This window comes from Candidatus Pelagibacter sp. Uisw_137, assembly GCF_047720245.1.
Taxonomy (GTDB): Bacteria; Pseudomonadota; Alphaproteobacteria; order Pelagibacterales; family Pelagibacteraceae; genus Pelagibacter.
Genome location: NZ_CP159811.1, coordinates 1 through 11,643, shown reverse-complemented (window position 1 = coordinate 11,643; position 11,643 = coordinate 1). Strand labels below are relative to the sequence as shown.

General features: G+C 26.8%; 14 protein-coding genes and 1 tRNA gene. 8 read left to right on the top strand and 7 right to left on the bottom strand.

Annotated elements, in window-relative coordinates; genetic code table 11:
• Nucleotides 1-66: 66 nt before the first annotated feature.
• On the bottom strand, nucleotides 67-1,773 hold the full coding sequence (locus tag ABXT61_RS00075) for an AMP-dependent synthetase/ligase (protein ID WP_415315309.1): 1,707 nt from the start codon (nucleotides 1,771-1,773) through the stop codon (nucleotides 67-69).
• Between the two features lie 7 nt (nucleotides 1,774-1,780).
• A tRNA-Leu gene (locus tag ABXT61_RS00070) sits at nucleotides 1,781-1,865 on the bottom strand.
• 68 nt (nucleotides 1,866-1,933) lie between these two features.
• On the opposite strand from ABXT61_RS00070, the gene ABXT61_RS00065 reads away from it, so the two are divergent.
• From ABXT61_RS00065 to ABXT61_RS00050, 4 genes are read left to right on the top strand one after another with little or no spacing between them, the layout of a single operon-like run.
• Nucleotides 1,934-2,530 (top strand): YqaA family protein, encoded by a 597-nt coding sequence (locus tag ABXT61_RS00065; protein WP_415315308.1) that lies wholly within the window; start codon nucleotides 1,934-1,936, stop codon nucleotides 2,528-2,530.
• Nucleotides 2,531-2,537: 7 nt separating this feature from the next.
• The gene (locus ABXT61_RS00060; protein ID WP_415315307.1) at nucleotides 2,538-2,819 is read left to right on the top strand and encodes a disulfide bond formation protein B; all 282 of its coding nucleotides are present in this window, start codon (nucleotides 2,538-2,540) and stop codon (nucleotides 2,817-2,819) included.
• Nucleotides 2,820-2,848: 29 nt separating this feature from the next.
• On the top strand, nucleotides 2,849-3,016 hold the full coding sequence (locus ABXT61_RS00055; protein ID WP_415315306.1) for a disulfide bond formation protein B: 168 nt from the start codon (nucleotides 2,849-2,851) through the stop codon (nucleotides 3,014-3,016).
• On the top strand, nucleotides 3,000-3,533 hold the full coding sequence (locus ABXT61_RS00050) for a demethoxyubiquinone hydroxylase family protein (RefSeq protein WP_415315305.1): 534 nt from the start codon (nucleotides 3,000-3,002) through the stop codon (nucleotides 3,531-3,533). The genes ABXT61_RS00055 and ABXT61_RS00050 overlap by 17 nt, the downstream gene beginning before the upstream one ends.
• Here ABXT61_RS00050 and ABXT61_RS00045 read toward each other — a convergent pair whose 3' ends face one another.
• Together ABXT61_RS00045 and ABXT61_RS00040 are read right to left on the bottom strand one after the other, a co-directional pair.
• Nucleotides 3,534-4,100: an HNH endonuclease gene (locus ABXT61_RS00045; RefSeq protein WP_415315304.1), complete on the bottom strand. Its 567-nt coding sequence runs from the start codon at nucleotides 4,098-4,100 to the stop codon at nucleotides 3,534-3,536. It abuts the gene before it with no gap.
• 50 nt (nucleotides 4,101-4,150) lie between these two features.
• Nucleotides 4,151-4,807, bottom strand: a complete 657-nt coding sequence (locus ABXT61_RS00040; RefSeq protein WP_415315950.1) for an alpha/beta hydrolase — start codon at nucleotides 4,805-4,807, stop codon at nucleotides 4,151-4,153.
• A gap of 86 nt (nucleotides 4,808-4,893) precedes the next feature.
• On the opposite strand from ABXT61_RS00040, the gene ABXT61_RS00035 reads away from it, so the two are divergent.
• On the top strand, nucleotides 4,894-5,061 hold the full coding sequence (locus ABXT61_RS00035) for a twin transmembrane helix small protein (protein WP_415315303.1): 168 nt from the start codon (nucleotides 4,894-4,896) through the stop codon (nucleotides 5,059-5,061).
• Here ABXT61_RS00035 and ABXT61_RS00030 read toward each other — a convergent pair.
• Nucleotides 5,058-5,573: a TlpA family protein disulfide reductase gene (locus ABXT61_RS00030; protein ID WP_415315302.1), complete on the bottom strand. Its 516-nt coding sequence runs from the start codon at nucleotides 5,571-5,573 to the stop codon at nucleotides 5,058-5,060. The two genes, ABXT61_RS00035 and ABXT61_RS00030, sit on opposite strands and share 4 nt — an antisense overlap.
• Before the next feature lie 24 nt (nucleotides 5,574-5,597).
• Between ABXT61_RS00030 and argH the strand changes: the two genes are divergently transcribed.
• The 3 genes from argH (at nucleotide 5,598) to ABXT61_RS00015 (ending at nucleotide 9,032) form a co-directional block, all read left to right on the top strand.
• The gene (gene argH, locus ABXT61_RS00025; protein ID WP_415315301.1) at nucleotides 5,598-6,986 is read left to right on the top strand and encodes an argininosuccinate lyase; all 1,389 of its coding nucleotides are present in this window, start codon (nucleotides 5,598-5,600) and stop codon (nucleotides 6,984-6,986) included.
• A gap of 117 nt (nucleotides 6,987-7,103) precedes the next feature.
• The gene (gene lysA / locus ABXT61_RS00020; RefSeq protein WP_415315300.1) at nucleotides 7,104-8,318 is read left to right on the top strand and encodes a diaminopimelate decarboxylase; all 1,215 of its coding nucleotides are present in this window, start codon (nucleotides 7,104-7,106) and stop codon (nucleotides 8,316-8,318) included.
• A 12-nt stretch (nucleotides 8,319-8,330) separates the two neighbouring features.
• Nucleotides 8,331-9,032 carry a lysophospholipid acyltransferase family protein gene (locus tag ABXT61_RS00015; protein ID WP_415315299.1) on the top strand — a complete coding sequence of 234 codons (702 nt, stop codon included), beginning with the start codon at nucleotides 8,331-8,333 and terminating at the stop codon, nucleotides 9,030-9,032.
• Here ABXT61_RS00015 and dnaN read toward each other — a convergent pair.
• Both dnaN and dnaA read right to left on the bottom strand, forming a co-directional pair.
• Nucleotides 9,029-10,141: a DNA polymerase III subunit beta gene (dnaN, locus tag ABXT61_RS00010; protein WP_415315298.1), complete on the bottom strand. Its 1,113-nt coding sequence runs from the start codon at nucleotides 10,139-10,141 to the stop codon at nucleotides 9,029-9,031. The two genes, ABXT61_RS00015 and dnaN, sit on opposite strands and share 4 nt — an antisense overlap.
• Nucleotides 10,131-11,543 (bottom strand): chromosomal replication initiator protein DnaA, encoded by a 1,413-nt coding sequence (gene dnaA, locus ABXT61_RS00005; protein ID WP_415315949.1) that lies wholly within the window; start codon nucleotides 11,541-11,543, stop codon nucleotides 10,131-10,133. The genes dnaN and dnaA overlap by 11 nt, the downstream gene beginning before the upstream one ends.
• Nucleotides 11,544-11,643: the final 100 nt, after the last annotated feature.

The window sequence follows — 11,643 nt, the reverse complement described above, 5'->3', positions numbered from 1 at the left end:
TTTTTTATCTTTTTGTTATGTAAAAAACATTAACGTTTATGCGACTTATAAAGTCTTTTATAAAAATTAATTAAAAAGTTTTTCTAACTCGTTTTGATAAGTTTTTACAATTTTATATCTTTTTAATTTTAAAGTAGGTGTCATCATATTATTTTCAATTGTAAATTGATTTTTAATTATAAAAAATTTTTTTATTTTTTCTATTTTACTTAAATTTTTATTTATTTTTTCTATTTCTCTTTGAATTTCTTCATTCTTTATATTTTTATATTCTGAGCTTAAAACAATTAGACAAACTAGATAAGGTTTGTTATCGCCATAAACTAAACTTTGCTCTATGAAATTAGATTTATTTAAATCACCCTCTATTTTGACTGGAGAAATATTATCTCCACCCGGAGTTATAATTATATCTTTTTTTCTATCCGTTATTTTTAAAAACTCGCCATCGAACTCTCCAATGTCACCTGTAGATAACCATCCATTTTTTAAAACTTTATTTGTTTCTTCTTCATTATTCCAGTAACCTAACATAACATTTTCTCCTTTAACCAGAATCTCTCCATCACTTGTAATTTTAACTAAATTTCCTCTAAAAGGTTTGCCCACAGTTTCTACTCTAATTTCATTAATAGAATTGCAGCTTACCACAGGAGATGTTTCAGTTAATCCATATCCTTGTAAAGTTGGGAGACCAATTGCATTTAAAAAGCAACCCACTTCCTTATCTAGTGCTCCTCCTCCTGAAATAAATGCCTTTAAATTTCCACCAAATTGTTCTTTGATTTTCTTTCTTACCAAAAGATCACAGACAAAATTTGTTAAACTCTCTATTAATGAAAATGGCTCCCTATTTAATTTCTTATTTCCCAGTTTAATAGTTTGATTGATTAAGAATTTTTTTATTCCTGTAGCTTTACTAAAATTAGTATTTATTTTTTGATGTAAATTTTGATAAAATCTAGGAACAGCCGTCATTATCTCTGGGGAACAATTTCCCATATTTTTTATAAGTTTTTCTATACTCTCAGCATAGAATACCTGTGCTCCCACAACTATTTGAACAAATTGTACTGTATGCTCGTATGAATGAGAAAGGGGTAACCATGTCAAAAATTTAGGATTTTTAGAAATAAACTCTTTTAACAAACCAAGTGCTCCTTCACAATTGTTTAAGATTCCACCATGGCTTAATACAACTCCTTTTGGATTTCCTTGGGTGCCAGAAGTATAAATTATACAAGCAACATCTTTTCTTTGAATCTTTAATTCAGAAAAATTTAACAAACTAAAGCTTTTATTTGCAAAGATTTGATTAATACTTACATAAAGCTCTTGACCAAACTCTTCAATTGCATCGAAAAAAATTATTTTTTTTATAAATTTTTTTTTAGGTATAATATTTTTTACTTTTAAATACTGCATCTTATCAGAAATGATTAAAACAGTCGGGGTACAATCATCAATTATATACTCATAATCTCTTTCTGTATAAGTTGTATAAGCCGGAACTGTTATGCCTCCTGAAAGCATAATAGATAAATCTGATATCATCCATTCAGGTCTATTTTCTGATATTAACAAGCATCTATCACCTTTCTTTATATATTTTGATATTTCCTCAGAAAGTTTAATGACATTTAAATACACATCCTCCCAAGAATATTTTTTTTCAACTTCTTTTAAGGGCTGCAAAAAAACACTTTTTTTATTTTGTGTTAGATATTGATTATAAAATAGTTCTAATAAATTATTAACTTTGTTTATTTCCATAAAATATTGGTGGGCGAAGAGAGAATCGAACTCTCACTTCTTGCGAAACACGATTTTGAGTCGTGCGCGTCTACCAGTTCCGCCACTCGCCCTTTGTTTTCCTTATTATAACTATAAAATTAAATAGTATAAGAACAAAATTTATATTAAAAACAAAAAAATGCTTAATAAATTATATCAAAAAACTTTAAAACTTGCTGCTCACAAGAGGTCAAATACTTATCTTGCAATTTTATCTTTTACTGAAAGTTCTTTTTTTCCAATCCCACCTGACGTTATGATTGCTCCAATGGTTATTGCAAAAAAAAATGAATATTTAAAAATTTTTTTAATTGCTACTTTATTTTCTTCACTTGGAGGTATTCTTGGATATTTTATTGGATCTTATTTTTTTGATCTTGGAATGATTGTAGTAGAATTTTATAATTATGAAGAAAAGGTAATTAATCTTAAAAATAGCTTATCTGAAGGAAGTGGTCTTTATGTGTGGCTTGCTACTTTATTTCTTGCTGGGTTTACACCTTTGCCCTTCAAAGTGTTCACAATAACTAGTGGCATGATTGGTTTTAATTTGCCTATATTTTTCATTATCTGTCTATTTTCTAGAGGGTTAAGATTTTTTATCGTTTCATACCTATCATATAAATTTGGTGATATTTTTAGTAAATTTATGAAAACTGATGCTGCAAAATGGTTTACAGTATTAGGCATTATAATTGTATTAATTTTTGCACTAATATATTTTGTAATTAAATGACACAATTATGATTAACCGAAAAACTACACTTCATCTTATATTATTATTTAGTATTTTCGCTATATCAACAGCCTATTTTATTGAATATATTTTGGGTCACCCACCTTGCAATCTTTGTTTAATTGGAAGAATACCTTATGTTGTTTCAATAGTTTTAATTTTACTTTTTATTTTTATTCAAAAATTTGAAAGATTTTTTTTAATAATTTTAAGTATTACATTCATTATAGCGTTCATTATATCCTTTTATCATTTTGGGATAGAGCAAGGTTTCATAAAAAATCTTTAGTTTGTGACTTCAATTCTAACAATATTGATTTGACTAAAGAAGCGCTCATAAATCAGCTAAAAGAAGTCACAGTTAGCTGTAAAGATGCAACTTTTAAAATTTTTGGATTATCTCTTGCTACAATAAATATTTTTATCTCTTTAATAATTACAACTATAACTATAAAACTTTTTTTAACTTATGAAAAAAACAAATAAAGAAAAGGTAAGAGAATTTATTCGAGTTGATCACGCAGGTGAACGAGGTGCAGTAAAAATTTATGAAGGTCAATTACTGGCTCTAAATACATTTGTTAAAGATGAAAATCTAAAAAAGAAAATTGAAGAAATGAAAATTCACGAAAAAGAACACTGTGAGTATTTTGAAAATGAAATTAAAAAAAGAAATATAAAACCAACAAAATTCTTACCATTGTGGGATTTACTTGGTGTCGGACTTGGTTTTGGCTCAACAATGTTAGGGAAAAAAGCTGCTATGCTATGCACTGCTTCAGTAGAAGAAGTAATTGATGAACATTATCTAAATCAAATTAATGAATTAGAAAATGATGAGAAAAAATTAAAAGAAAAAATAATTAAGTTTAGAGAAGATGAACTGCATCATAAAGATATAGCCTATAAAGAAGGTGCAACTAAAAAAGGAATGTATTCTATTTTAGATAAATTAATTAAAACTGGATCAAAAATTGCTATTAATATTTCTGAAAAAATATAATTAAGCTTCTAACTCAACATCCCAATACAAATAATCCATCCAGCTTTTGTGTAGGAAATTTGGTGGAAAATTTTTACCATTTTTGTGTAGGTCTTCTGTGGATGGTTGATATGGCTCATGATTTAAGGTCATATCCAAATTTTTTAATAATCTTCCACCTTTTTTTACGTTGCATGAAGAACAGGCAGTTACAACATTATCCCAATTGGTTTGTCCACCTTTGGATCTTGGAAGTAAATGATCAAAAGTAAGATCTTCACCACTTCCACAGTATTGACAGGAAAATTTATCTCTTAAAAAAACATTAAATCTTGTGAAGCTAGGATTAGACTGTGGTTTTATAAAACTTTTTAATGCAATAACACTTGGTAACCTCATTTTAAACGATGGGCTTCTAATAACTCTTTCATAATTACTGACTATAGTAACTCTATCTAAAAAAACAGATTTTATAGAATCTTGCCAGCTCCATAAAGACAATGGATAGTAACTTAAAGGTCTATAATCAGCATTTAAGACTAATGCAGGACATTTTTCTAAAGACAAACTCTGATCGTTAAAAATCATATAAAAAATTCTAACTGAAAAAAATTAATTTATCAATAAATAGAATCTAATTATATTTGAAAATTATTTTTAATATAATTTAAAGCTGCACTTGATGCTTCAATAGGGATATGATGTTCACAATTCTCTATCATTTTTGTTTCAATTTCAATATTATTTCTAATTAAGAAATCTTTTGCCTCTAATAAAAATGTTGGTGATACAACTGCGTCTTGATCACCGTGTATCAAGAGCATTTTAGTAGAAGAAGATTTTCTTTTACTAAGATCATCTTGATTTATTATTTTACCAGAAAAACCAACAATACAATTATAATTTTGATTGCCAGTTAAACCTAAATTAATAGACATCATACATCCTTGACTAAATCCTGATAAGCAAATTTGAGAATTGTTAAGACCATACTCATTTTTAACTTCTTTAATATATTTTTGAAGTTTAGTTTCTGCTTTTTTAGACTCTTCTAGAATGTAACTTGGATCATCTTTGGTTAAGTCAAACCACTGAAAGCCAGCTGGGTTAATTTTGCATTCCTCGTGACCATCTGGACATAAAAAAATAGTATTAGGTAGAAATCTTTTCCAATTTAAGGTCAGCATACTTATGTCTTTTCCATCACCACCATAGCCATGCAGTAAAATAATAGCATTATTAATACGTATGTCTTTTTCTGGCTTAATAATTGTAGTTGATAGACAAAGTGTCATAGATGTTTTTATTATGTTTTTTTTATTAAAAAATATTCTACAATAGTTTTGTGATATCTGGAACATTAGTTAAAATTTTGAGTATTATGCTTTTAATAGTTGTGGCAATTGTCATGATCTTAGGAATAGGAACCTTATTCAAGGGTGGTGAAACCAGCAAAAAATATTCAAACAAACTGATGCAGCTAAGAGTTTTGCTTCAATTTATTGCTGTAGTAGCGTTGGTTAGTTTTGCTTATTTTTTTAAAGATTAATCGTATTGTTTTAACCAATTAATAAACCCTAAGTTATTAAAATCAATAGATCCCATAATACGTCCAAACTCTTCACCTTTTTTATTAAATAAAATAGTTGTGGGAACCCCTCTTAAAGAAAATTTTTTAGCTAGAGTAATTGGTGCATCAAAATATATTTCTAGATTTTGAATGCCTATTTCTTTAAAAAAAGCATCAGATTTAGAGAGATTTTCCTGACCAATATTAATAGGGAAAATTTTTAAATTATCAAAATTATTATTTGATTGTAAGTCATCTAGGGATGGCATCTCCTCTCTACAGGGAGCACACCAAGTAGCCCAAAAATTTAATATCAACAATTTTCCTTTAAAATCATCTAAATTTACATCGTAATCGTTTGAATCCTTAAAAACTACTTCCTCATATATTTTTGGATTTTTTGATAAAACTAAATTTTTTATATTAGGTTTTTCTAGAGCATAACTAATGTTGCTAGTTATTAGGTAGATAAATATTAATAATAATTTCATACTAAATATGTATAATTAATTATCATGGTAAAAAATAAAAACAATATGTCAATATGGGGATCGAGAATAAAAAAAGATGCTTCAACCTTGTTTCAAAAAGTTGGTAATTCAATAGAAATTGATAAAAAGCTTTTTCAAGAAGATATTTTAGGATCAATTGTGCATGTTGAGATGTTATTTAGACAAAAAATTATTTCTTTTAAAATTAAGAATAAAATAATTTTTGGGCTTAATAAAATTGAGAAAGAAATTTTAAAAAATAAATTTAAATATAACAGAAAGTATGAAGATATTCATATGAATATTGAAAAAAGATTATTTCAAATTATAGGGGAAGAGGCCGGATATGTACACACAGCTAGATCTAGAAATGATCAGGTGATTACTGATTTTAAAATGTGGACAACTTCAGCAACTAAAGAAATTAATAAGAATTTAGACAATATCATTAAGACCATTCTCAAAATTTCAGAAAAAAATATTGAAACCATAATGCCTGGGTTTACTCATTTAAAAAATGCTCAAGCTGTGTCTTTTGCTCATTATTTAATGTCTTATGTGGAAATGTTTAATAGGGACAAAAAAAGATTTACCTATAATTTAGAAAGTTTATCAGAGAGTCCATTGGGTGTTGCCGCATTAACAGGTACTTCTTTTAATATTGACAGAAATTTTACTTCAAAAAAACTAGGCTTTAAAAGACCAACAAATAATTCAATTGATACTGTTGCAGATAGAGATTTTGTTTTAGATTTTTTATATAGCGCTTCTGTTTGTTCAATGCATATTTCAAGAATCGCTGAAGAGCTTATTATTTGGAACTCTGATGGATTCAACTTAATTACACTTTCAGATAAAGTAGTAACTGGTTCTTCGATAATGCCTCAAAAGAAGAATCCTGATTTGTTAGAATACTTAAGAGGGAAAACTGGAATGGTTTATGGAAATTTATTTTCAATGCTGACAATTCTTAAAGGACTTCCCATATCTTATTTTAAAGATCTTCAAGATGACAAAGAAATACTCTTCAAATCTAATGAAATCCTTAATAATAGTATTGCTATTCTTAATGAGGTTTTAAAAAATCTAAAACCTAATAAACAACAAATGTTAGACCTTGCTAACTCAGGTTATATTACAGCTACTGACTTAGCAGACTATCTTGTTAAAAATCACTCAATACCATTTAGAAAAGCATACCAAACTACTGCTTCTATTGTGAATTATGCAGAAAAGAAAAAGAAAAAATTGGATGAATTAAATATTGATGAGCTAAAAAAAATTGAACCGAAGCTTACAATTGAAGTTTTAAAGATATTTAATGTAAAAAACTCTGTAAACTCTAAAAAATCTTACGGCGGAACGTCTTTTGATAATATCAAAAAAATGATAATAAAATATAAAAAAACTTAAGATGATAAAAAAGTTAATTTTAATTTCTATACTTTGTTCTTTCTTATTTTCATGTGGAAAAAAGGAAGATCCCCATTATGATGGGAATGAAATGGTTTTTCCAAAGTCAGTAGATTGATGAAATATATAAATAAAAACTTATCAATTGAAAAAGTTAATGTTCAGAAAATAGCAAAAAAGTTTGGCACACCTACTTATTGTTATTCACACAAACAACTAACAGAAAACATAAAAAATTTTAAAAAAAGTTTTAGCTCTTTTTCTCCATTAATCTGTTTTGCTGTTAAATCTAATACAAATGTAAACCTAATAAGAGAAATTAGAAAATTAGGGTTAGGTGCTGATGTTGTTTCAATGGGTGAATTAATGATGGCTTTAAAAGCAGGTATAGACCCAAAAAAAATTGTTTTTTCAGGGGTGGGTAAAACCTCAACTGAAATAAGTTATGCAATTGATAAAAAAATTTTATTAATAAATGCTGAATCTAAAAGTGAAATTATTGAAATTGAAAAAATTGCAAGATTAAAAAAAAAAATAGTTAATATAGGTATTAGACTTAATCCCAATACAGATGCCAAGACGTTAAAACAAATTTCAACTGGAAAAAAAGAAAATAAATTTGGTGTAAATGAAAAAATTTTTTTTGAATTAGTAAATTTTACAAATTATTCTAAAAATATTAATCTTAAATGCTTAAGTGTTCATATTGGCAGTCAAATTTTAGATCACAAACCATACGAAAAAATGCTCAATGTGGTAAATAAAATAATAAAAAAAAGTGGTCATACCTTTGAATTTATTGATTTAGGTGGGGGTATGGGCATTTCTTATGAAAAAAATAGCAAAAAACTAAACTATCAAAAATATAATATTGCTATAAAAAAAATTTTAAAACACCAGAAAGCAAAAATAATTTTTGAACCAGGACGATCTATAGTTGGTAATATTGGGTTTTTAATTTCTCAAGTTATTTATATTAAAGAAAATATTAAAAAAGATTTTATCATATTAGATGCTGCAATGAATGATCTTATGAGGCCAGCTTTATATGGTGCAAATCACCAAACTATGCCTGCAGTAAAAAGTAATAATATTTCAAAAAAAACTTATGAATTCGTTGGACCAATTTGCGAAAGTACTGACAAATTTACAACTATAAAAGGTTTTCAGAAATTAAAAGAAAAAGATCTTGTGGTAATGTGTGATGTTGGGGCTTATGGAATGTCACTAAGCTCAAATTATAACGTAAGACCAAAACCACCAGAATTAATAATTAAAGGCTCTAAGATTAATATTATTAAAAAAAGACAGAAGCTAAAAGATTTGATTTAGTTTTTGATTAACATGATAAGAAATTTTTTATTTTCATTATTTTTTTTCTCAGGAATACTTTTTATTTCCTTAATCTTCTTACCAGCAATCTTACTACCAAAGAAAATAGTTTTATTTGGTGGAAAAATTATGGGCTTTTGGACATCTTTATGTTTAAAAATATTTTTATCAACTAAGATAATCATTAAAGGCAAAGAGAATATAATTAAAGGAAAAAAATTTTTTATAGCTGCTTCGCACCAATCAATGTTTGAAACTTTTTTTTTACAAACTATCTTTAATTCTCCTGTTTTTATTTTAAAAAAAGAATTATTAATGATTCCTATATTTGGTTGGTATTTGAAAAAAATAGGATCAATATCAATTAAAAGAAATAAAATTTCTAAAGAAAACTTGGGTTTTTTTGATGATATTTCAAAACAAGTAAATTCATCAGAAAGACCATTAATAATTTTTCCACAAGGAACTAGGTTATCTCCAGAAGATAGAACTCCTTTTAAAAAGGGATCTGGTAGAATTTATAATGAATTAAATATTTCGTGTCAGCCGATTGCAATAAATTCCGGAAATACTTGGCCAAAACATGGTCAAAAAAAAATTAATACTACTCTAACTGTTTCAATTTTAAAACCTATTGAACCTGGTTTAAGCAAAGAAATTTTTACAAAGGAATTAGAGAATACTATTTATTCTGAACTTAATATTTTAAATTAGCCTTTCATCGGCATTACTACAAATATACTATCAAAATCACCCGGATCTTTAATTAATGCTGGAGACCCTGTGTCATTGAAAAAAATTTCAATCTTATCTCCATCAAGTTGTGACGCTACATCAATTAAATATCTAGAATTAAAACTTATTTCTAGATCGTGATCAAACTTTACACTTAAACTTTCTTTTCCATCACCACTATTTGTGTTGTTAACTGATAGGTTTAGAACGTCTTTAGACAAATTAAATTTAACTCCATCTTTTTTATCTAACGAAACTGAAGCAACTCTATCAACAGAGTCTAAAAATAATTTTAAATCTATTTCTAACTTCTTTTGATTATTTTTAGGTATTACCTGAATATAATTTGGAAATTTTCCATCAATTAACTTAGATATCAATATGCTATTATTTAGTTCAAATTTTATTTTAGATTTAATATTTGAAATTTTAACATCACCATCATAGCTTTCTAGCAGCGAACATAGTTGAAAAATTGTTTTTTTAGGAAGTATTATTGGTTCAAAATCTATTTGCTGGTCCAATCTTATTTTTGAAATAGACATTCTATGACTGTCTGTAGCTGCTGCTGTTAAAAAATTTTTATCTTCACTTTGCGTTTGATGAAAAAATATTCCACTTAAGTAGTGTCTAGTTTCATCATTAGAAACTGAAAATTTACATTTATTTAATAATTTTAATAATTGTTTTGATTTTATAGAAAATTCATTTTGATTAAAGTTTTCGTCAGTTAGTGGGAACTCAGATGCACTAATACAATTTAGATTGAAAACGGATTTTTCAGACTCAACTTGGAGTTTACTAACATTCGTCAAAGATAAATTAATTTTTTTTCCTGATGAAAATTTTCTTATGATGTCATACATAATAGATGATGTAGTGGTCGTGTTTCCTTCTTCTATAACTTCAATATTGTTAATTTGATGAATAAATATTAAATCTAAATCTGTTGCAGTAATTGTTAGATTTGAATTACTCGCATCTAATAAAACATTTGACAGAATAGGAAGTGTGCTTCTTTTTTCAATTACGCCTTGGCAATAATTAAGTGCTTGTTGCAGATCTTGTTGATTAACGTTAAATTTCATTTTCTTTATTATACAATATCTGATTTTTTAGATTATTAATATTGTTTGTCATTTCTGGATCTTTTTCCTTCAATTTTTCAATAGTTTTTACCGAATGAATGATTGTTGTGTGATCTCTATTAGAAAATTCTCTTCCAATCTCAGGCAATGACTTGGATGTCAAAATTTTTGTTAAATATATCGCTGTTTGTCTTGGTCTTACAAGGTATCTGGATCTTCTTGAAGAAAGCATTTCACTTTTACTAATTTTAAAGAACTTACATACAGTCGATTGTATTAAATCTATTGTTACTTTGTTCTCTCCAATATTTAATAGATCTTTTAAAACTACTTTAACTTCTGATAAATTTGGAACTTTGTTGTAAATCCTTGAAAAAGAAACAACTCTATTAATTGCTCCTGCTAACTCTCTAATACTTGTAGTTATTTCTGAGCTTATGAATTTTTGTATTTCTTCTGGAATATTTACTTGATTTGAATAAAAAATGCTTAGCTCCTCTGTTTTTTGCTTAACGATTTTACTTCTAAGTTCATAATCTGGTTTTTGTATATCAACAACAAGACCTCCAGCAAATCTTGATTTAATTCTATCTTGAATTCTTGATAATTTGTTTGGAGCTCTGTCGGCAGAGATTATCACTTGTGAGCCTTTATCTAATAGTGCATTAAACGTATGAAAAAACTCTTCTTGCATTGCCTCTTTACCATTCATGAATTGAATATCATCTATCAATAATATGTCTGTATTTCTAAAATATTCTTTAAACTTCACCATATCATTAGATTTGATTGATTTTACAAACTGATACATAAATCTCTCAGCAGAAATAAACATAACTTTGTGTTTTTCTTTTAATGAAAGACCAATTGAATTTAATAAATGTGTTTTCCCCATTCCAACACCCCCATAAATATAAAGCGGATTATAATGAGAAATATTTTCTGAAACTTTCATGGATGCTTCATAGGCAAGTTTATTACTTGTTCCTGTTATAAAATTATCAAATCTTTTATTTGGGTCTATTCTGTTGTATTGCAAGTATGTATCTTTAATGAAGGATACGTTTTCATTATTTTCATTTTTAGTAATATTATTTTCTATTTCATTTTCAGAATTTTTTTCAATAATCTTAAACTCTATTCTTGTTAAATCTTTCTTATAAGTTTTTACTATTTGCAAAATTTGATCTAAATATCTTGAAGTAATCCAATCTCGGATAAATCTAGTAGAAACCGAAAGTAAGACATAGCTATTCATCTCTTCAACAAAGTCTATCTTTCTAAGCCAGCTTTCATATATATCGCTACCTAGCTTATTTTTCATATCCTTTTGAATTACAACCCAGTCTAGAGCTTCAGAAGATACATCTTTTGTACTTTGTGTTGTATTGTTACTTGTCATAAAAATTTGTAGAATAAAGTCAGTTAGAAGCAAAATAATTTTTTTGCAATACATAATTTTATAAAAGCAAAATTAAAAAAAATCTTTATTTGCAATAAAT

Coding starts and splice junctions, on each gene's coding strand:
- ABXT61_RS00075 (WP_415315309.1), bottom strand. CDS start 1,773: ATGGAAATAAACAAAGTTAATAATTTATTAGAACTATTTTATAATCAA.
- ABXT61_RS00065 (WP_415315308.1), top strand. CDS start 1,934: ATGCTTAATAAATTATATCAAAAAACTTTAAAACTTGCTGCTCACAAG.
- ABXT61_RS00060 (WP_415315307.1), top strand. CDS start 2,538: ATGATTAACCGAAAAACTACACTTCATCTTATATTATTATTTAGTATT.
- ABXT61_RS00050 (WP_415315305.1), top strand. CDS start 3,000: ATGAAAAAAACAAATAAAGAAAAGGTAAGAGAATTTATTCGAGTTGAT.
- ABXT61_RS00045 (WP_415315304.1), bottom strand. CDS start 4,100: ATGATTTTTAACGATCAGAGTTTGTCTTTAGAAAAATGTCCTGCATTA.
- ABXT61_RS00040 (WP_415315950.1), bottom strand. CDS start 4,807: ATGACACTTTGTCTATCAACTACAATTATTAAGCCAGAAAAAGACATA.
- ABXT61_RS00035 (WP_415315303.1), top strand. CDS start 4,894: ATGCTTTTAATAGTTGTGGCAATTGTCATGATCTTAGGAATAGGAACC.
- ABXT61_RS00030 (WP_415315302.1), bottom strand. CDS start 5,573: ATGAAATTATTATTAATATTTATCTACCTAATAACTAGCAACATTAGT.
- argH (WP_415315301.1), top strand. CDS start 5,598: ATGGTAAAAAATAAAAACAATATGTCAATATGGGGATCGAGAATAAAA.
- lysA (WP_415315300.1), top strand. CDS start 7,104: ATGAAATATATAAATAAAAACTTATCAATTGAAAAAGTTAATGTTCAG.
- ABXT61_RS00015 (WP_415315299.1), top strand. CDS start 8,331: ATGATAAGAAATTTTTTATTTTCATTATTTTTTTTCTCAGGAATACTT.
- dnaN (WP_415315298.1), bottom strand. CDS start 10,141: ATGAAATTTAACGTTAATCAACAAGATCTGCAACAAGCACTTAATTAT.
- dnaA (WP_415315949.1), bottom strand. CDS start 11,543: ATGACAAGTAACAATACAACACAAAGTACAAAAGATGTATCTTCTGAA.